Source organism: Nonomuraea sp. JJY05 (assembly GCF_043496855.1).
GTDB lineage: Bacteria > Actinomycetota > Actinomycetes > Streptosporangiales > Streptosporangiaceae > Nonomuraea.
Genome location: NZ_JBIEIS010000030.1, coordinates 113,905 through 131,703 on the forward strand (window position 1 = coordinate 113,905; position 17,799 = coordinate 131,703).

A 17,799-nucleotide genomic window follows, 5' to 3' on the forward strand; every position below is an offset into this window, starting at 1 on the left:
GGCTCGTGCTGGGCCGCCGACGATCTCATCCGCGAGGGGGACGCATTCGCCGCAGACCTGCACCCCGGGCCCGTGCGCACTTACCGCCGCCCTCTTCAGCCTTCGCCGTACGCCTCGGCGAACACCGAGAGCGCGACATCTGGCCGGCAAGCGGCCACAATCCTGATGGCCGGTTGCCCAAGAGCCTCTATGGCGTGCTCACGGCAGGCCGATACGGACCCATGACCGAAGTCAGGGTGCCAGAGTTCCACAATCGGCTCCGAGGCGCAGTCGTCCGTCCCGCAGGCGAGGTCCTCACGGATCACCAGGGACGAGTGGCTGTTCATGGCCGCGTACGCGTCAGCGGTCAACGCCGCGAGCAGCCCGTTCGCACGCGCCGCGGTGCGCTCGGCGGGCGAGGGAGCACCCACCGCCACCGCATGCGCGTCCACTAGCGCCATGTCGAAGGCGTCGAGGCGTTGCGCCGGTGATGTCTGCTCGATCTCGTCGAGCCGGTTGCGAAGGGCGGCCAGGCGTGGCGCTTGTTCTGATGTCTCCTCTGATGCCATGAGCACGGCACGGACACACTGCGCGAACTGGTCCCCGCGGCGCTTCCACCAGGCGAGCTTGCGCTGTCGTTCATCACTGAGCCCGGCCAGCCCCGGCCACTTGCGCCGGGCGCCTTGCCTGGTCATCCCGGCTGCGTCCCCGATCGCGGGATAGTCGGCGCCGTACTGTGCCGCCGACAGCGCGGCGGACGCCGCAAGTTGGTCCGCGCTGTCCCGGATCGCCAGCAATGAGGTCAGCGTGGCCAGCCACATCTGCCGCAAGTCCGCGTCCGGCGCATCGGAGCCAGGCCCCGCATCCGGTTTGAGCTGCAGCATTTCCCGCACCGCCCTCCACGCAAGCTGCTCAACGGCGGTGGTCAGATCGGCGCGTTGCGCGTCGGACGTGTCTCGCACGGCGACCCCCTTGACAACACTTGTTTACGACACCACCATGATGCGGGCGACAACATCTGTTGTCAACGGCGACCAGAAGGTGCAAACATGAGATTATTGGTCATTGGCGGAACGTCGTTCGTCGGACGCACCATCGTGGGCGACGCCCTCGGCCGGGGACACGAGATCACGACCTTCAACCGCGGGCTGACCGGCAAGGACATCGACGGCGTCGAGGCGCTTCGCGGCGACCGGTCCACAGACGAGGGTGTCCAGCTACTCGCCGGGCGGAGCTTCGACGCGGTCATCGACCCGGGCGGCCAGGTGCCGGCGCACGTCCTGCGCACCGCACAGGCAATGGCCCACTCCGCCCCCTTCTACGCGTTCGTCTCGACCACCGCCGTCTACCAGGCCTGGAACACTGTTTCGCTGGACGAGTCGGCCGCGACCTGGCCTGGCGTGCCGGACCAGGACGGCGACCCTGCCGACCTCGAGAAATTGCGCGTTCACAAACGCGGCTGCGAACTGGCGGTCGAACAGACCTACGGGCTTGACGCCTGCCTGGTCGCGCGCGCCGGGTCGATCGTGGGACCGCACGACAACCTGGGCCAGCTGCCGTGGTGGCTCGCCAGGATCGCCGAGGGCGGCCGGGTGATCGCGCCCGGCGACCCGGGGCGCGGCCTGCAACTGATCGACGTGCGTGATCTCTCGGCCTTCGTACTGGACCAGGTCGAGGCGCAGGCCGGCGGCATCCACAATGTCGTCCCGGACGGGCCGAACACCACGATGGGCCGGCTGGTCGGCGAGTGCGTGCAGGCAACTGGTTCGGACGCCGATCCTGTGTGGGTGGATGAGGGTTTCCTGCTCTCGCAAGGGGTGCTGCCATGGGCCGAGCTTCCCCTGTGGATCCCGGACGTACCGGACACCGCCGGGTTCTGGGCCGTGTCCGGCGCTTCAGCGAAAGCAGCAGGACTGCGCACCCGCCCGTTCGGTGACTCCGTCCGAGACACCTGGCAGTGGTTGCGGTCAGGCGGCGAGGTCCGGACCGCGCCCGGCGTCCCGCCACTCGGCCTCGCCGGCGAGAAGGAGCAGCAGGTGCTGGCCGCGTGGGATGCCCGACTGTCCGAAGGCAACTGAGCTCCCCGGTCGGGGGCCGGCCGTCCGGAACGGGCGACGCGAGGACTGCGGCGCCCACCACGGCGAGGAGATCGGCGAGCTGAGCGCCGCACCGGTCCGGCTACTTGGCCGAGCTCGCCAAACTGTCGCCGGCCGGCCGCAAGCGCAAGCGCGCCGCGATGCGGAACAGGCGGGCGACGTCGGCGATGCGGATGCTGTCGCCGACGGCGGCCCCTCGTGCAGCAGCGTGGTGAAGCCCGCGTGGTCGAGGGAGATTGGAGGGGGCTTCGTAGATGGGAACGCCTGCGGCACAGCAGGGCAGCGAGGTGTCCCGCTGTCGGGCGTCAGGCTGCTTGTCAGCGGAGTGCCGCAGGGCGATGGAACCGAACCCCGTTAATGCCGGATTCCGTTCCAAATCTCTCTGACCTCCGACACTGTCACGCTTATGCGGGGGCCTCAGGCCGATGGCCACCCAAAGGCATATCTGAGGGACCGGCCAGGCTCTTCTCGATCCGGTCAGCTGGTTTTCAGAAGGGGTTGCATCTTGCCCGTCGCCACGTAACGTCCCGAGCAGCGACCCTCGCCACGGGAGGAGAGATCGGCATGTCCGACGATGAGGCACAGCGCGTGTTCCAAGTGGTCGACTCGTTCGAGCCCGGCAAGTTCGTGCAGTTGCTGGCGGAGGACGCCAGGATGGCGTTCGGCAATGCCGAGCCCATGGTGGGACGCGCCGCCATCGCCGAGGGGCTGCGGATGTTCTTCGCGACCATCGCGGGCCTCGCGCACAGGCTCGTCAGAACGTGGCAGGTGGACGCCGACACCATTGCCGAGACCGAGGTGACATACCGGCGGCTCGACGGCAAGGACGTCAGCGTCGTGGCCGTGTCGATCTGGCATACCCGCGACGACGGTCTGATCTCGGACTACCGCATCTTCGTCGACCTGGCGCCCGTCTACGCGGCGTAGAGCCACGTCTACTACGGCGTCTTTTCCGAACTAAGCACCGCGCTGCGCGGTCCCGTATCGGTCGTCAGCCAAGAGATCCACGAGCCGTCCCCGCAGGTGGGTACCGGCCTCTCCCCACTGGAGCCCGGGCCCGCCCTCAGACCGTTCGGACAACTCGGCGAAATTGTCCTTCAGTGCGTACCCGATCGCACTCGCGCAGCCCGGTCAACATGCGCTCCCACACGGCATCTTGCCGCCACTGCGGCCAGTAGTGGTACACGGTCTGCCAGGGCGGCAGGTCGTGCGGCAGCAGTCTCCATGCGCAGCGGGCCCGCAGCCAGTAAGCGCGCGCGTTCACGCAGATCCGTCGTGTAACGGGCACCCAGCCCGCGCACTCCAGCCCCCGACAGTGCGCAACCACCCTGCTACCAGCCCACATGCCCGCTGACCGGCTTTTCAGACACCCTCTAGCCCGCCACAGCCATGCTCTGCTGTGCCTGGACGGCGCGTTCTTCGAGCTGAACGGTCGCGGTGTGCCGTTGCTGCCGTTGCTGTCGTGATTGTTCGGTTGTTCCGTTGATCAGGCCCGGGTGACCGCATCCGGCTGCGGGTCAGGGCTGTCGGTCGCTCGGCGCGGCGTGTGGGCGGCGTGTCGAGCGGGCGCGAGGGCCGCCGCGAGTGCGGCGCCGACGAGGAACAGGGTCAGCACCGAGAAGCCGTGGGTGTAGCCGGAGACGTAGGGCAGGCCGGTGTGCGCGAGGTGGCTGGTGACGAGCAGGCTCATGATGGCGGTTCCGATGGCACCGCCGATGGAGCGGAGGTTGGCGTTCATGCCGGTCGCGGCGCCGGCCTGCTCGGCGGGCACGCTGCTGACGATGAGGTTGGCCATGGACGCGAAAGCCAGGCCGACGCCGAGGCCGAAGACTCCCGCTGCGACGGCGATCTGCCACTGCTCGTCATGCAACAGGGCGAGGATGGCGCATGCGAGTGCGGCGAGGCCCGAACCGGCGATCAGCAGGTGCTTGGCGCCGAGCCGTGGCTCCAGGCGGCCGCTGAGGACACCGGCGACGAACATGGCGATCAGCATGGGCAGCATGAGCAGCCCGGATGCGGTGACGCTCGCACCGAAGCCGTATCCGGCCGAACTCGGCGTCTGCACGAAGCCCGGCAGGAAGGCCCAGACCGAGGAGAGGCCGGCGCCGAACAGCAGAGCGGCCGTGTTCGTGGTCCACACCGGCCGCGTGCGCAGAACGCGCAGATCGATCAGCGGGCTCGGACTGCGTGACTCGGCGCGCAGCCACAGGCCGAAGAGGACGACGGCCGCGGCGAACAGCGAGATCACGGAGGCGGAGTTCCAGCCCCACCGGCTGCCCCGGCTGACCGGCAGGAGCAGTGCCACCAGCCAGCCGGACAGCAGCAGCGCGCCGAGCCAGTTGACGTGTCCCTGCGCACGGTGAGGCGATTCGGGGATGCAGCGCGCGGCTATGAGGGCGGTGACGGCGACGATGGCGACGGGGATCCAGAACAGCCAGCGGTAGTCGAGCGCGGCCACGATGGGCCCGGCGGCGACGATGCCGACGCCGCCGCCCGCGGCGATGACGGCGGACAGGTTGCTGATGCTGCCGCTGACCTGGCCGGCCTCGAACTGGTCGCGGATGATGCCGAACGAGAGCGGGAACACCGCTCCGCCGATGCCCTGGACGACACGGGCGACGAGCAGGACGCCGATGGTGGGTGCCAGCGCCGCGAGCAGGCACCCTACGAGCACTGCCACCAGGACGGCGACGAGCGTGCGCGTCTTGCCGAGCAGATCGCCGACGCGGCCGAGAATCGGGGTGAACACCGAGGCGGACAGCAGATAGGCCGTTATCACCCACGTGGTGGTGGACTGAGAGCTGTGCAGGGCGTGCTGGATCGTCGGCAACGCCGGCGCGATGAGCGACTGCAGCATCGAGAACACGCCCGCACCACTGGCGAGGACCGCGAAGGTGAGGCGGGGCGACTTGCTGGGCATGGAATGACTCTCCGGGGAACGGGAGGATGGCGAAGGGCGCCGGGAGCAGTCGCACGCCGTGATTGGGACGGCCACGGCTCGAGGGGCCTGGCCGGATTCGTGCGGGCCGGCATCTCATGGGCGGGACCGAAGGTCTACCGCCGGTGTGCGACGCAGTCGGCCGGATGGGGGCCGGACGGGCCGGGCCGTGCCGCGGGTGGGCCCGTGTCGTTGGTGGGCCGTTTCGCGGGCGGGCCCGTCCGGCGCGCGGGGGCGCTGGCTGCAGGGGCTGTGGCTGCGCTGTGCTTGTGTCGCAGGGTGTGCGACTACCGGTCGCGGGTGATCGTCTTGTGCTCGACGTAGCCGGTCAGGCCGACCTTGCCGTATTCACGGCCGATGCCGCTCGCCTTGTAGCCGCCGAACGGACCGTCGAAGCTCATCGGGGAGCCGTTCAGGGTGACCGTGCCGGTGCGCAGTCGGCGGGCGACGGCAAGGGCCCGCTCAGGGTCGATGGTCCAGATGCCGCCGGACAGGCCGTAGGCGGAGTCGTTGGCGATGCGGACGGCGTCGTCCTCGTCGTCGTAGGCGATGACGGACAGGACCGGGCCGAAGATCTCCTCCTGCGCGATGCGCATGGAGTTGTCGACGTCGGCGAAGACGGTCGGGGTGACGTAGTTGCCCCTCTCCAGGCCTTCGGGGATCTGCGGTCCGCCGGTGACCAGCCGGGCGCCCTCCGCTATGCCGACGTGGATGTAGTCGATGACGCGCTGCTGCTGGTCGGGGCGGATCATCGGGCCGATGAAGGTGTCCGGAGCGGACGGGTCGCCGACCTTCAGCGATTCGACCATGGCCTTGATCGCGGCGACGACCTCCTCGTAGCGGCTGCGCGGGGCCAGGATGCGGGTCTGGAGGATGCAGGCCTCGCCGTTGTTCGCCAAGGAGCCGAATCGCAGGCCCTGGACGGCGGCGTCCAGGTCGGCATCGTCGAGGATGAGGGCGGCGGACTTGCCGCCCAGCTCCAGGCTGACCCGCTTGAGGTGCTCGCCCGCGATGGAGGCGATGCGCCGGCCGGCGCGGGTGGAGCCGGTGAAGGCGATCTTGTCGACGTCGGGGTGAGAGACGAGGTACTCGCTGGTCTCGCGGTCGGCGGGAAGGATGCTGAGCACGCCCGCGGGAAGCCCGGCCTCGTGCCACAGGTCCGCCAGCAGCATCATGCTGAGAGAGTTCTCCGGGGAGACCTTCAGGACGACGGTGTTTCCGGCCAGCAGGGCCGGGACCAGCTTGGCGGTGGCTGCGGAGAACGGCGAGTTCCACGGGATGACGGCGGCGACCACGCCGATCGCCTCCCGTCGGACGATGGTGTCGAAGGACACCGACGGGTCGGACGGCTCGATGATCTCCTCCCAGCCGAACTCCTCGGCCGCCTTCAGGTACGCCTTCACCTGGCGGGTCAGGAAGGGCTGGCCGGCCTTGGTGAACCAGCCGGCCGAGCCGTTCTCGACGGAGATGGCCCGAGCGACCTCGTCGGCGTGGGCAGCGCGCAGGGCGTCGTAGCGCCGGACGATCTCCTGTCGCTCCTCGGGGCTGGTGCGCGGCCAGAGCCCGTCGTCGAAGGCCGTGCGGGCCGCGGCGACGGCGGCGTCGACGTCGGCGGGCGCGGCCTGCGCGGCGCTGCCCAGCAGGGACTGGTCGTGCGGGGAAAGGATGTCGATCCGCAGATTCGGGTCGCTGGGGGCGACCCATGCGCCGCCGATGTAGAGCTTGTCGCGAACAGTCATGTCTTCACGGTTCCTTTGTGCTCTGGTGGTTGTGCCGACCTCCGGTGGTCGGGCAGCTCCCGATGGTGCCCGAGCGTGCGGGCGCATCACCGGAACGAAGTGGTCAGGCGGCGGGGTAGTCCGTGGAGCGGCTGACCTCGGCCCACTCGCGGGCCTCGGCGAGGCGCGCCTCCTCGGCGCTGATGGCGATCTCCAGGGCATCGCTGCCGAGGAGCAGCCGACGCGGGGGCTTCGCCGCCTCCACCGCGCCGACGACCGCGCGGGCCATGCGGTCGGGGTCACCCGGCTCGTTGCCGGCGTACTCGGCGAACCTCGCGAGCCACGCGCCGACCGTCTCCTCGTAGTCGGAGGTGACGGGACCGGACGGCTCCGCCGCGCCCGCGGCCCAGCCGGTGCGGATGCCGCCGGGCTCGACGATGGTGACCTTGACGCCGAACGGGGCCACCTCATTCGCCAGCACCTCGGAGAACCCTTCGACCGCGAATTTCGCGGTCTGATAGGCACTGAGGCCGGGCGTGCCGCCCACGCGTCCGCCGATGGACGATATCTGCACGATGTGCCCGGACCGCCGGCCCCGCATCACTGGCAGCACCGCCCGGGTCAGGTTGACCACGCCGTACAGATTCGCCTCGACCTGCGCGCGGAACTCGTCCTCTGGAAAGTCCTCGATCGAGCCGCTGGTGGCGTAACCGGCGTTGTTCACGAGCACATCGATCGAACCGAACTGCTCCACCGCCGTCGCCACCACGTCCCGGGCGTCGGACGGGGAGGTGACGTCCAGCGCCACCGCCATCAGTCGCTCAGGGTGCTCGGCCCGCAAGGAGGTCAGCGTCTCCGGCCTTCGAGAAGTCACCACGACCCTGTCGCCGGCGCTCAGCGCCGCGAGAACCAGAGCCTTGCCCAGCCCCTGCGATCCGCCGGTGATCAGCCAAGTCCGTGACATAGCGCATCCCTCTTCTCGTGCGTCGTCTCGTCGTTTCGTCGTTCTCCCAGCGCTCCAGCGCGGGCTTGCCACTCCATAGTAGAGAAATCTCCCATTACTGCAACATAGATGTGGCATTTTCTATTGGTGTTGCTACTCACACGTTGGACGGCGCGCCGAAAGTGACCACTGGACGTAGAATCTCCAGATCATGAGAGCTGACGCCGCACGCAACCTCACCGCTGTGCTCCAGGCCGGGGCCCAGTTGCTGGCCGAGGACCCGGGCACCTCGATGGCGGCCATCGCCGCCGCCGCGGGAGTAGACCGCACCACCGTCCACCGCCGCTTCGCCAGCCGCGAGGCGCTGCTCAGTGCCGTCTTCCAGGCCAAACTCGACTCCGCCGAACAGGTCCTGGACGAGGCACGCCTCACCGAGGCCCCTGTTCCGGTCGCCCTCCACCGCTACCTGGAAGGGATCATCCCCGTCAGCCGTCAATGGCCTGTCGACACGCGCCGCATGATGCAGAAGGACCCCGAGGCCAGCATCCGTCGCCAGGAGCAGAGCGCCCGACTCGACGCCTTCGTCCGCCGCACCATCGACGAGGGCTACCTGCGCGCCGGCACCGACGCGGTCTGGGCGCGGGCGGTCCTCGACGGACTCGTCGACACGGCCGCCCACCAGTTCCCCGCCATGGATCCCCCGCAAGCCGCCGACCTCGTCGCCAGCACTTTCCTCAGCGGCCTCGGCGCCACCTGACGACCGACCGGCCCGGCCGCGGTGGCCCAAGGCGACCTCTGGCAACTCGCCCATCGACGGTTCGAACTCTCATCAGCCGTGCGGATTGCCCTGCGGATGCAACAACTCGCTTGGGTGCGTACGAACGCCCCGGACCGTGATCGGTCCGGGGCGCGTCTGCACATCCGGATCTGCGAGTTACCTGTCGGGGTCGAACCGACGGCCCTCGCCCTACATCGGGCATGGGGACGTTTGTGCCAAGCAGTTGATCCAGTGCGACCGCGTCTTGGGCCGTGGGCACTTACTGCCGTTTTTGTGATGCGCTGTCTGCGGGCGTCGCCGCGTCCGTCTTGGGGGTGCTTTCAGAATGCTGGGTGTTTGCGGGCGAGGGTCATGCAGAGGGCGAGTTGGAGGAACGCGTCGTGCATGTCGTCTCGGGTCTCCCAGCGGATCCGTAGGCGGCGGGGTCCGTGCAGCCAGGCGATTGCGGATTCGGCGACCCACCGGACTTTGCCCAGGCCCGAGCCGTGCGGCTGGCCGCGTCGGGCGATCTTCGGTGTGATGCCGCGCTCGCGCAGGCGGCGGCGGTAGACGTCGTGGTCGTAGCCCCGGTCGGCGTATAACGTGCGGGGCTTGGGCCGGGGCCGGCCCCGCTTGCCCCGCACCGGCCCAAGGCTGTCGGCCAGGGGCGACAGCTGGGTGACGTCGTTGCGCGCCCGCCGGTCAGTGACACCCGGAGCGGGGTGCCGCAGGCGTCGGTCAGGACGTGGTGTTTCGAGCCCGGCCGTGCGCGGTCAACCGGGCTCGGGCCGACTTTTGGGCTGCTTGGCCCCCCGCTTGGCCTGCACGTGGGACGCATCGATCGTGGAGCGCATCGATCGTGGAGCGGGAGAAGTCGAGGCGGTCAGCCGCCCGCAACCCGTCCAGCAGCACCCGCTGGAGTTCCTCCCACACCCCTGCCTCCTGCCATTCGGCCAGCCCCCGCCAGCACGTGGGACCCGAACCGAACCCCAACTCCTGCGGCAGGAACTCCCACTGGACACCGGTGTACAGAACGAACAGCACGCCTTGGAGCGTCTTGCGGTCATCGATCCGCTTACGTCCGGGTGCCGGAAACGCCGCTCATGCTTCGGCAACAGCGGCTGGATCATCGACCACAACTCGTCACTGACCTCCCACGGCTTCCGCCGCGCCATGGTCACACCCCACAAAACACGGGATCACCTACATCTCCACCGGGCCACAAAAGGATCATTCTGCAAGGACCCCTTAGATGGCGCGTGCGGCGGCGAGGCTGGTGTGGCCGGGGATTTGGATCAGGGATTGCAGCCGGTCGAGTGCGGTGGGGGATGCGGTCACAGCCTGCATGGCCGGGGACGGGGTCCAGGACAGATCGAGGTGACCGATGGCGTGGCAGGCTGCCAGGGTCTCCCCCTCCGTGCCGGGCACGCCCCGAATTCAGAGGTGGATCACCAGGCCATCTCACCGTGACGGTCACGGAAGGTTCCGGTCGGTCCGTCCGCCCCGATGGTGGCGAGTTCGACGATCGCGTCGGTCCCCTCGGTCACTGTCTGCGGGCCGCTGTGCCCGTTGAAGTCGGTCGCGGTATAGCCCGGGTCGGCGGCGTTCACTTTCACGTCCGTCCAGGCCTTCGCGTACTGCGTGGTCAGCATGGTCACGGCAGCTTTCGAGGATGTGTAGAGCGGCGCGACGGGCCTCGACTCGACGCGCTCGGTGTCGTGGGTTGCCGCGAACGACCCCATACCGCTCGACACATTGACGATGACCGGGTTCGCGGACTTGCGCAGCAGAGGCAGGAACGCGTGCGTCACTCGGACGATCCCCACGACATTGACCTCGAACACCGCGCTGGCGTCAGCGGCCGTGATCTGGTCGGCAGGGTTGTGTGTCCCGAAGATACCTGCGTTGTTGATGAGGACGTCGATGACTCCCTCGCGAGCCTCGACGTTGGCGGCGGCCGCGGCCACCGACGCGTCGTCCGTCACGTCAATCTGGACGAAACGGGCACCGAGCGCCTCGGCGGCTGCCTGGCCGCCCTCTGGATCGCGAGCGCCGATGAGGACGGTGTGGCCGGCCTCGATCAATCGGCGGGCGGTTTCGTACCCGAGGGATCTGTTGGCTCCTGTGATGAACGTTGTTGTCATGTGTTTCACTCTCGGCCAGTGGCGAGAGGACAACCAGTGCCCTCTGCGGGGGTAGGACGGCCAGTACCAGGCAAAACAGCTGCCCAGTGGACATAATGGTCGAGTGGACGAGACCCTTGGCACGGCATTGCGCCGCTGGCGCGACCGGCTTTCTCCCATCGACGTCGGCCGGACTTCGCGGCCCGGACGACGTGCGGCGGGGTTGCGACGCGAGGAACTGGCCGAGCTCGCAGGGCTGTCAGTCGACTATGTGGTGCGGCTGGAGCAGGGGCGCGCCACGAGCCCTTCGGCGCAGGTCGTGGCGAGCCTGGCCAGGGCACTGCAACTGGAACCCGTGGAGCGCGATTACGCCTACCGGCTGGCCGGCCTCCTCCCGCCACAGGAGGGGACGATCTCCACGCATGTTCCGGCGGGGGTCCAACGCATGCTGGCTCGCCTCGGGGAGTTCCCCGTGGGCGTGTTCAGTGCCGACTGGACCTTGCTGTCCTGGACTCCCGCTTGGGCAGTGCTGCTGGGCGACCCCAGCGCACGGACGCACGTCGAGCGGAACCTGGTGCGGGCGGTCTTCGCCGCAGGGCCCAGCGGGCTCGCGGCCTGGCCCGTGCTCCAGGAGGGCGACACCCTGAAGCCCGCCCTCGTCGCCGATCTGCGCACGGCTCTCGTCGACTACCCCCGCGACGGTGGGCTGATCGACCTGGTCGCGGAACTGCGCTCCACCAGTGCGGAGTTCGCCCGGCTGTGGGACGAGGGTGCGGTCGGTCTGCACGTCTCGGCTCGCAAGACCATCGTGCACCCCCAGGTTGGCGAGGTGACGTGCGACTGCGACGTACTCACCGTCCCCGGCTGTGACATCCGGCTCGTCGTCTACACGGTGGCCACGGGTTCCGTCGATGCGGAAAAGCTGGAGTTCCTGCGGGTCACGAACGGCGTCAGCCCCGGCGGCTCCTCGCCTCCGGGGCCCGGTCTGTTCTCCACGTCGTAACACTCGGGCCGGCCGGGTCTCGTCCAGCAGAGGTCGAGTCCGCCAGTGAAAACGACCGCTCACGGGTGTGTCCCGAGGTATGGGATCTGTCCCGGCCTCGGGTGTCACTGGCCAGCGGCCGGGAAAGTGCGCGGTCCAGAACATCGGCCCACTCCGGGAGCGGAACGAACTCGCTGTTTCGTTCACCCGATAGTCGAGGCGGACGCGAGCTCGCAGGATGGTGGTCATGGCGAGCTTGCCCGCCCGGATCCAGGCCGGTATGGGGGGTGATGCCGTCCTCACGGGCTGGTCGGTCCGGGACGTAGGCGGCGTCAGCGCCCACGCCGCGCAGCGTGGCCGAGGCGAACGAGCGCTGCCGTTCCAGGCCGACGAACCCCCAGCCCGGGGTGGGCCAGGGACCCCGCCGCGGTGGCGCGGCATCCCCTCGCCGTCCAGCGCGCCGTCCAAGGCGGCCAGGTATGCCACGCCGGGCCGGTAGCCGGTGGCCAGCAGCACCACCACGCCCGCAGGCGTGCAGACCACTTCGCGCATCCGTGCACGCGACTTCGGAAACCAACACACACTGTCACTTTTCGAAGGTGATCGGCCGGCTGGCCGCCGAGCCGCGGGTGGGATGGGCGGCCGCGGACGCGGCGGCCAACGAGCTGGGTATCTCGCGGCGTCAGGTGTACGTGTTGCTGGGCCGGTGGCGCGCGGGCGAGGGCGTCGTCTCAGATCTGCTTCCCCGGCGCTCCAGCGGCGGCCGGAGGCTCGGCCGGGTGCCGGCGGCGGTCGAGACGGTGATGGCCGAGGTGATCCGTTCGCGGTATCTGGACCGGCAGCGGCGATCAGTGGCGGCGGTCTACCGGGAGGTCGTACGCCGGTGCTGGACCGGCGGGCGGGGAACCGCCGAGCATCGAGGGTCTGCTGCAGCAGGTCCAGATCGACTACACGCCGGTCGATCTGGAGGTGGTCGATGAGCGGCATCGGCTGCCGATCGGCCGCCCGTACGTCACCGCGGCTATCGATGTGGCCAGCCGGTGCGTGGTCGGCCTGGTGGTCACGCTGGAGGCGCCCTCGGCGCTGTCCGCTGGGCTGTGCCTGGCGCACACGGTGTGCGACAAGCGGCCGTGGCTGGAGCGGCTCGGGGTGGAGGCGGTGGCCTGGCTGATGAGCGGCAAGCCGCAGGAGATCCACGTGGACAATGCCGTGGAATTCCACAGTGAGGCGCTGCGCCGGGGCTGCGTGCAGCACGGCATCACGTTGACATACCGGCCCAAGGGCATGCCGCACTTCGGCGGCATCACCGAACGGTTGATCGGCACGATGATGCAGATGGTGCACGAACTGCCTGGCACCACCTTCTCCAACCCGGCCGAGCGCGGCAGCTACGACAGCCAGGCCACGGCGGTGCTGACCGTCGCCGAGCTGAGCCGGTGGCTGGCCCTGGCGGTGGCCGCCTACCACGGCCAGGTACACGCCACGCTGGGCCAGACCCCGGCCGGACGGTGGGCCGAAGGTGTCGCGGCCGGCGGCCGTCCGGCCACGGTGACCAGCGAGACCGCGTTCCTGGTCGACTTCTTGGGGGGCAGCCCACATAAGCCCAAAAGCCACATTGAGATGATCTTGAAAGCTTGAGCGGGTGGGTTGATGAAGCTGTGATCTTCTTCGTCTGTTGCGTGCGTGTTCGTCTCGCTCGGTTTGTTCCGTCCGTTGGCGGGTTGAGCCGGGAGGCGCGTGCGATGACGTCGGTCGAGCGGACCGCTCAGCGTCTGACGGGGGTGGAGCCGGGCTCGACGTCGGAGACCCACAGCGGGGTGTCGTCCGGGGCGGACAGGAACTGCACGTTGCCGCCGAAGGCCTTGTGTTTCTGGCTGAACCACAGGTCGTCGCCGTTGTCGCGGACGCCGGCGACGCGGTCGGACTCAATCAGCGTGCCGTCGAGGATCACGTGGATCATGCCCTCGCGTTGGCAGCGGTCCAGGACCTGGTGCAGGTCCGCGGCCTGGTCGGCGAGGACGTCGATGCCTTCGTGGAGGTAGCGGTAGCCCGTGGCCCGAGAGACGCCGGCGTCTCGGGCCAGGCAGTGTACGCAGCCGCGTTCGCGAAACCAGCGCAGGACCAGCACGGCCTGGCGGAACGGGCCGAGCGCGCGACTGCCGCGCGGAGTGCCGATGCGCCGTCGGTATGCGGCCAGCAGACGGGACAGGTACTCCACGACGTGGCGCGGAATGTCGAGCGCGGCAGCATAGATGACCAAGGTGAGGCCTCCGACTCAGCGGGCGATCTTGTGAGAGAGGCCTGTCCTACCAGGGACTTCACGTCTGTTAGAGCCGGGGGCCTGCATACCCGATCCGCGCTGGATCGAGTGGCTCAAGCCTTCTCGGCGCGGATCGAGTAGGTGAGGGGAATGCGCGGAGCGCCCTCGGGATGCCGGTAGATGTCGCCGTCGTGGCGCACAAGCGACTGGCGTTGGAGGTAGAAGGTGTAGTCGTGCTCGTGAAGAAACTGGATCCTTAGCCCAGCTCCGGCGATCGCCGAGACAACGGTCGACAGACTGTGGCGCCACTCGACGGTCTCGTTGTCCTCGGTCGTTGCCGCCTCGTCGGCGTAGGTGCCGGGGCCTCCCGAGGCTTCCGGACCTTCATCGAAGTAGTCGTGTGTGACCGTGCTTGCGGTCTCGTCGTCGAGGACGAAGCTGAAGGGATGGAATTCCGCAAGGTACAGGTACCCAGCGGGAGCGAGCAGTTCAGCGACCACCGACGCCCAGCGGCTGATGTCGGGAAGCCAGTTCAGCGCCCCGAAGCTGACGTAGACAATGTCGAAGGTCTCCCCCTCGACCGCCGAGACCGCGTCGTAGACGTCCGCGGTCAGGAAGCGTGCGTCGATGCCGAGTTCGGTTGCGAGTTGTGAAGCCGCCTTGATCGCAGGTGGAGAGAAGTCCAGCCCGGTGACCTGGGCTCCTCGTACCGCCCACGACAGCGTGTCCCGGCCGAAGTGGCACTGCAGATGGATCAGGCGCTTACCCCTGACATCCCCCACCTCGGCCGTCTCGAAGTCTTTCAGCGAATCGGGCCGGGCGCGGAACCCCACCATGTCGTAGAAGGCCGCGCCCAGATGAATGGGCACCCGCTCGTCCCAGTACGCCTTGTTCAACTCCCGCCAGCGCCCTGCCAGATCACCCATGAATCCGGACGATACACGGAGGCGGGCCGGCCTACTACGCTGTCGGACTCGCCGACCAACCGGTGGCCACGAGCAGCTCGAACGGCCTCGAAATCCGACTCCGGATGCGCGCGCGGGGACGGCTCCGCCAACGCACGGTCGATCTTCCGCGCCTGCTGAGCGGCACGTGCGCGCGCTCGGCGAGCGACTGCCGCCGAGCTCAAGCAGCCATGACGCACCCGCCGCACGTCACGCTCAGCCCCAACCGCATCGGCGGCCTCACCCGCATTCTCAACGCATTCTGAAAGTGATCACCACTGAGAAAACCTCAGTGGCTCGATAAACGATTAGTAGCGAGTTGCAGCCCAATACCGTCCAGTTTCACGGTTCCCGCGAATCGCTCCACGGCGCCGAAGGAGTGATCATCATGCGGCATCTCGGCATCTCGGCATCTCGGCATCCTCGCCCACAGCACCGAAGGCGCGGCCCTGTGCTTCCTGGCCTAATGCCAGGAGGGTTTCCGCCGGGTGGGCCGGCACGAATATCCCGATGTGACCCTCCACTACATCGCCTTCGGCCACAGCATGCCCGCCGGGGACGCGGGTCACCGTGATCTCGATCGCCGGCGACCTGGACACCGCAGGCGCCGCCCAGCTAGATGCCTTCATCAGCCGGGCGCGCCGGCACCTGGGCGACCACGTGGTGCTCAACCTGAGCGAAGTGCCGCTCCTGGGCCGCTCAGGCCTGCGCGCGCTCCTCAACGCCCGGGCCCTCACCCGCCAGCACGGCAGTGACCTCCACCTGGCCTCTCTGCAGGACTCGTCCGCCCGCCTGCTGAACAACACAGGCGCCAGGCCCGTCCTAGCCGTGCACCACAGCGTGGAACAGGCCATCCTCGCCGCGCTGCACAGGTCTCTTGCTGTGATCGACTACCGAACCAGCTTCCACGCAGCCCGGCGACGGGCGGGAGCGCTCGGCTGCTGGCGTTGTCGGGGGGTCATGCCAGAGCGTTCCGGGCTCCGGTGTAGGCCGCGACGAACTCCTGGTGTCGGAGCGAGCACCACGGCGCGCCCGCGTCGGTTCGCAGCTTGCTGTGGACGGGTCAATCTCCGAAGGCTGCCTGGTGGGCAGCGACGCAGGTGTGCGGGAGGTCGATCGGTACCACGACGCTGCCGGTGATCGTGGTCTGCGGGGTGAACGGAATCGCCCGCACCCGGGTGGAACGGATCTCCGCGACCTGGTCGCCTGGCAGCACGGTCCAGCTACGCGGATTGAAACCGACCTCGACGATCGTGTCCTGAACCGTCCCGGCAAGGCGGCCGACCCGAGTTTCGACCCCGGCCTTCCGTATCGCGGCTTTCAAGGCCTCCGGCAGGAACAGGCCGTGGTCCCGCGACGGGATCCGCAGTTCGCCGACGGGGAGATCGGCCAGGTCGACTGTCGAGCGACCGGCGGCGAGGTGCTGCACGGACACGATCGCGAACAGCTGCTCCGTCCACGTCGGCAGCACCCGCAGTCCGGGTGCCGCACGCACCCCCCGGGCCAGTGCCAGATCGATCTCCCCCCGTCGCACGGTGTCCAGACGAGCCGCCAGTGGAAGGTCGACCAGCACGACGTCGACGCCGAGCGCCGAGGAGTGCTCGCGCAGCGCGTCGATCCCGCGTTCCAGGCGAGCGGTGAACCCGGCGGCGGTACCGATGCGCATGGTGCCCGCCGGCGCACCGGCGGCGGCCTGGACCCGATCCGCGGCCGCCAGCGCATCACGCGCCGCGGCGAGCACCCGGTGCCCCGCAGCAGTGAGCCGAACCCGGCGCGGTGAACGGTCCAGCAGCCGGACTCCCAGCTCCCGTTCCAGTTGGGCGATCCGCCTGCTGACCGCGGGCTGGGCGATGTGCAGCCGCTCGGCGGCCCGCCCGAAGTGCAGTTCGTCGGCGACCGCAACGAAGTAGCGCAGTGACCGCAGTTCCACCGAGCCCCCTGTTCTGCGACGATGCCTCCAGGTTATCGAGCGCGTCGGAACTGGTCCTGGTTTCCGAATGGGGCGTGGTGCTGGGATCGGATCATGGATATCGATCTGGGTCTGCTCGGCGCCCACCTACGCGAGCATGAGGTGAGCCCGCAGAGCGCGATGGAGGTGGAGCGAGCCGGCTATGGCACGCTTTGGCTGGACGCATCGCCACCGGCCGACCTCGCCTTCGCGGAGAAGCTCCTCGACGCCACCACCCGGCTGGTGATCGGCACGAGCGTGGTCAACGTGTGGACCGCCGACGCCGAGACCGTCGCCGCCTCCTACCACCGAATCGTCGCCAGGCACCCCAGCCGGTTCCTTCTCGGCGTCGGGGTCGGGCACCGCGAGGTCCACGCCGAGTGGGCGTCGCCATATGACACCCTGGTGTCCTACCTGGACCAACTGGCGCTGGCCGGCGTCCCGGCCGAGCGGGTGGTGCTGGCCGCCCTCGGTCCGAGAATGATGCGGTTGGCCCGCGACCGCACCGCGGGTGCCATCCCCTGCATGGTCACGCCCGAGCACACCCGGCGGGCGAGGGAGGTCCTGGGTGCGGGCAAGCTGCTACTTCCCGGCCACTTCGCGCTTGCGGAGCCCGACGTCGAGCGGGCCCGCGCCGTCGCCCGGGCCGCACCGCCCGGGAAGGCGTTGCAGGTCACCAACTACGCGAGCAACCTTCGGCGGCTGGGCTTCACCGACGAGGACCTCTCCGGCACCGGGAGCGACCGCGTCATCGACGCGCTGCTTGCCTACGGCGACCCGGCCGACCTCGCGCGCGGCCTGACCGCGCACCTCGATTCCGGCGCGGACCACGTCGGCGTCTACCCCCTCGGCGACGACCCCATCGCCACCCTCCGAGCGGTCTCCGACGCCGTGCTGGCCATCAGGCCCGAGTGACCGGGCGCGAACGCGTCGGCGTCCACGTCGGCGAGCACCACAACCTCCGGTGCGGGTCCGTCCCAACTGTGTCCAAGGGGTCTCCACGCGGGGGCTGCATCTGCATCAACATCACCCACGCCATGACGGAGCTGGAGGAGCTGCTGCCGACCTTCGGCGGCTGGGAGGGACGGCGGGGTAGTACGCCGGCGGCAGG

Annotated in this window: 15 protein-coding genes and 2 pseudogenes; 7 read left to right on the plus strand and 10 right to left on the minus strand. The window is 69.1% G+C overall.

The window, feature by feature from the left end; all coding sequences use genetic code 11:
• Window positions 1–95 precede the first annotated feature (95 nt).
• A complete protein-coding gene (locus ACFKCF_RS38775) occupies window positions 96–941 on the minus strand; it encodes a hypothetical protein (RefSeq protein ID WP_394500283.1) in 846 nt (281 codons plus the stop codon).
• 87 nt (window positions 942–1,028) lie between these two features.
• Between ACFKCF_RS38775 and ACFKCF_RS38780 the strand changes: the two genes are divergently transcribed.
• Window positions 1,029–2,057 (plus strand): NAD-dependent epimerase/dehydratase family protein, encoded by a 1,029-nt coding sequence (locus tag ACFKCF_RS38780; protein WP_394500284.1) that lies wholly within the window; start codon window positions 1,029–1,031, stop codon window positions 2,055–2,057.
• Window positions 2,058–2,639: 582 nt separating this feature from the next.
• Window positions 2,640–3,002: a nuclear transport factor 2 family protein gene (locus ACFKCF_RS38785; RefSeq protein ID WP_394500285.1), complete on the plus strand. Its 363-nt coding sequence runs from the start codon at window positions 2,640–2,642 to the stop codon at window positions 3,000–3,002.
• A 136-nt stretch (window positions 3,003–3,138) separates the two neighbouring features.
• Here the strand turns inward: ACFKCF_RS38785 and ACFKCF_RS38790 are convergent, their stop codons facing one another.
• The 4 genes from ACFKCF_RS38790 to ACFKCF_RS38805 all read right to left on the minus strand — a co-directional run bounded on the left by ACFKCF_RS38790 (window position 3,139) and on the right by ACFKCF_RS38805 (window position 7,695).
• Window positions 3,139–3,420 (minus strand): transposase, encoded by a 282-nt coding sequence (locus tag ACFKCF_RS38790; RefSeq protein ID WP_394500286.1) that lies wholly within the window; start codon window positions 3,418–3,420, stop codon window positions 3,139–3,141.
• 141 nt (window positions 3,421–3,561) lie between these two features.
• Complete coding sequence (locus ACFKCF_RS38795) at window positions 3,562–4,995, minus strand: MFS transporter (RefSeq protein ID WP_394500287.1); 1,434 nt, start codon at window positions 4,993–4,995, stop codon at window positions 3,562–3,564.
• A 305-nt stretch (window positions 4,996–5,300) separates the two neighbouring features.
• Entirely contained in the window at window positions 5,301–6,752 is a 1,452-nt protein-coding gene (locus ACFKCF_RS38800; protein ID WP_394500288.1) for an aldehyde dehydrogenase, read from the minus strand.
• A 103-nt stretch (window positions 6,753–6,855) separates the two neighbouring features.
• Window positions 6,856–7,695, minus strand: coding sequence for an oxidoreductase (locus tag ACFKCF_RS38805; protein WP_394500289.1), 840 nt, complete (start codon window positions 7,693–7,695; stop codon window positions 6,856–6,858).
• 190 nt (window positions 7,696–7,885) lie between these two features.
• Between ACFKCF_RS38805 and ACFKCF_RS38810 the strand changes: the two genes are divergently transcribed.
• A complete protein-coding gene (locus ACFKCF_RS38810; RefSeq protein WP_394500290.1) occupies window positions 7,886–8,431 on the plus strand; it encodes a TetR/AcrR family transcriptional regulator in 546 nt (181 codons plus the stop codon).
• A gap of 341 nt (window positions 8,432–8,772) precedes the next feature.
• Here ACFKCF_RS38810 and ACFKCF_RS38815 read toward each other — a convergent pair.
• Both ACFKCF_RS38815 and ACFKCF_RS38820 read right to left on the minus strand, forming a co-directional pair.
• Window positions 8,773–9,606 (minus strand): annotated as a pseudogene (locus ACFKCF_RS38815) (IS5 family transposase).
• 273 nt (window positions 9,607–9,879) lie between these two features.
• Entirely contained in the window at window positions 9,880–10,575 is a 696-nt protein-coding gene (locus ACFKCF_RS38820; RefSeq protein ID WP_394500291.1) for an SDR family NAD(P)-dependent oxidoreductase, read from the minus strand.
• Window positions 10,576–10,678: 103 nt separating this feature from the next.
• Here ACFKCF_RS38820 and ACFKCF_RS38825 point away from each other — a divergent pair, with 103 nt between their 5' ends.
• Together ACFKCF_RS38825 and ACFKCF_RS38830 are read left to right on the plus strand one after the other, a co-directional pair.
• Window positions 10,679–11,557 (plus strand): helix-turn-helix transcriptional regulator, encoded by an 879-nt coding sequence (locus ACFKCF_RS38825; protein ID WP_394500292.1) that lies wholly within the window; start codon window positions 10,679–10,681, stop codon window positions 11,555–11,557.
• A gap of 572 nt (window positions 11,558–12,129) precedes the next feature.
• A pseudogene (locus ACFKCF_RS38830) lies at window positions 12,130–13,120 on the plus strand (transposase family protein); the annotation flags it as partial.
• 181 nt (window positions 13,121–13,301) lie between these two features.
• On the opposite strand, the gene ACFKCF_RS38835 reads toward ACFKCF_RS38830, so the two are convergent.
• Together ACFKCF_RS38835 and ACFKCF_RS38840 are read right to left on the minus strand one after the other, a co-directional pair.
• On the minus strand, window positions 13,302–13,796 hold the full coding sequence (locus tag ACFKCF_RS38835) for a hypothetical protein (protein WP_394500293.1): 495 nt from the start codon (window positions 13,794–13,796) through the stop codon (window positions 13,302–13,304).
• A gap of 113 nt (window positions 13,797–13,909) precedes the next feature.
• On the minus strand, window positions 13,910–14,722 hold the full coding sequence (locus ACFKCF_RS38840; protein WP_394500294.1) for a class I SAM-dependent methyltransferase: 813 nt from the start codon (window positions 14,720–14,722) through the stop codon (window positions 13,910–13,912).
• 588 nt (window positions 14,723–15,310) lie between these two features.
• Between ACFKCF_RS38840 and ACFKCF_RS38845 the strand changes: the two genes are divergently transcribed.
• Complete coding sequence (locus tag ACFKCF_RS38845; RefSeq protein ID WP_394500295.1) at window positions 15,311–15,880, plus strand: STAS domain-containing protein; 570 nt, start codon at window positions 15,311–15,313, stop codon at window positions 15,878–15,880.
• On the opposite strand, the gene ACFKCF_RS38850 is transcribed toward ACFKCF_RS38845, so the two are convergent.
• Complete coding sequence (locus tag ACFKCF_RS38850; RefSeq protein ID WP_394500296.1) at window positions 15,804–16,670, minus strand: LysR family transcriptional regulator; 867 nt, start codon at window positions 16,668–16,670, stop codon at window positions 15,804–15,806. The genes ACFKCF_RS38845 and ACFKCF_RS38850 overlap by 77 nt on opposite strands.
• 93 nt (window positions 16,671–16,763) lie before the next feature.
• Here ACFKCF_RS38850 and ACFKCF_RS38855 point away from each other — a divergent pair, with 93 nt between their 5' ends.
• Entirely contained in the window at window positions 16,764–17,603 is an 840-nt protein-coding gene (locus ACFKCF_RS38855; RefSeq protein ID WP_394500297.1) for a TIGR03620 family F420-dependent LLM class oxidoreductase, read from the plus strand.
• Window positions 17,604–17,799 lie beyond the last annotated feature (196 nt).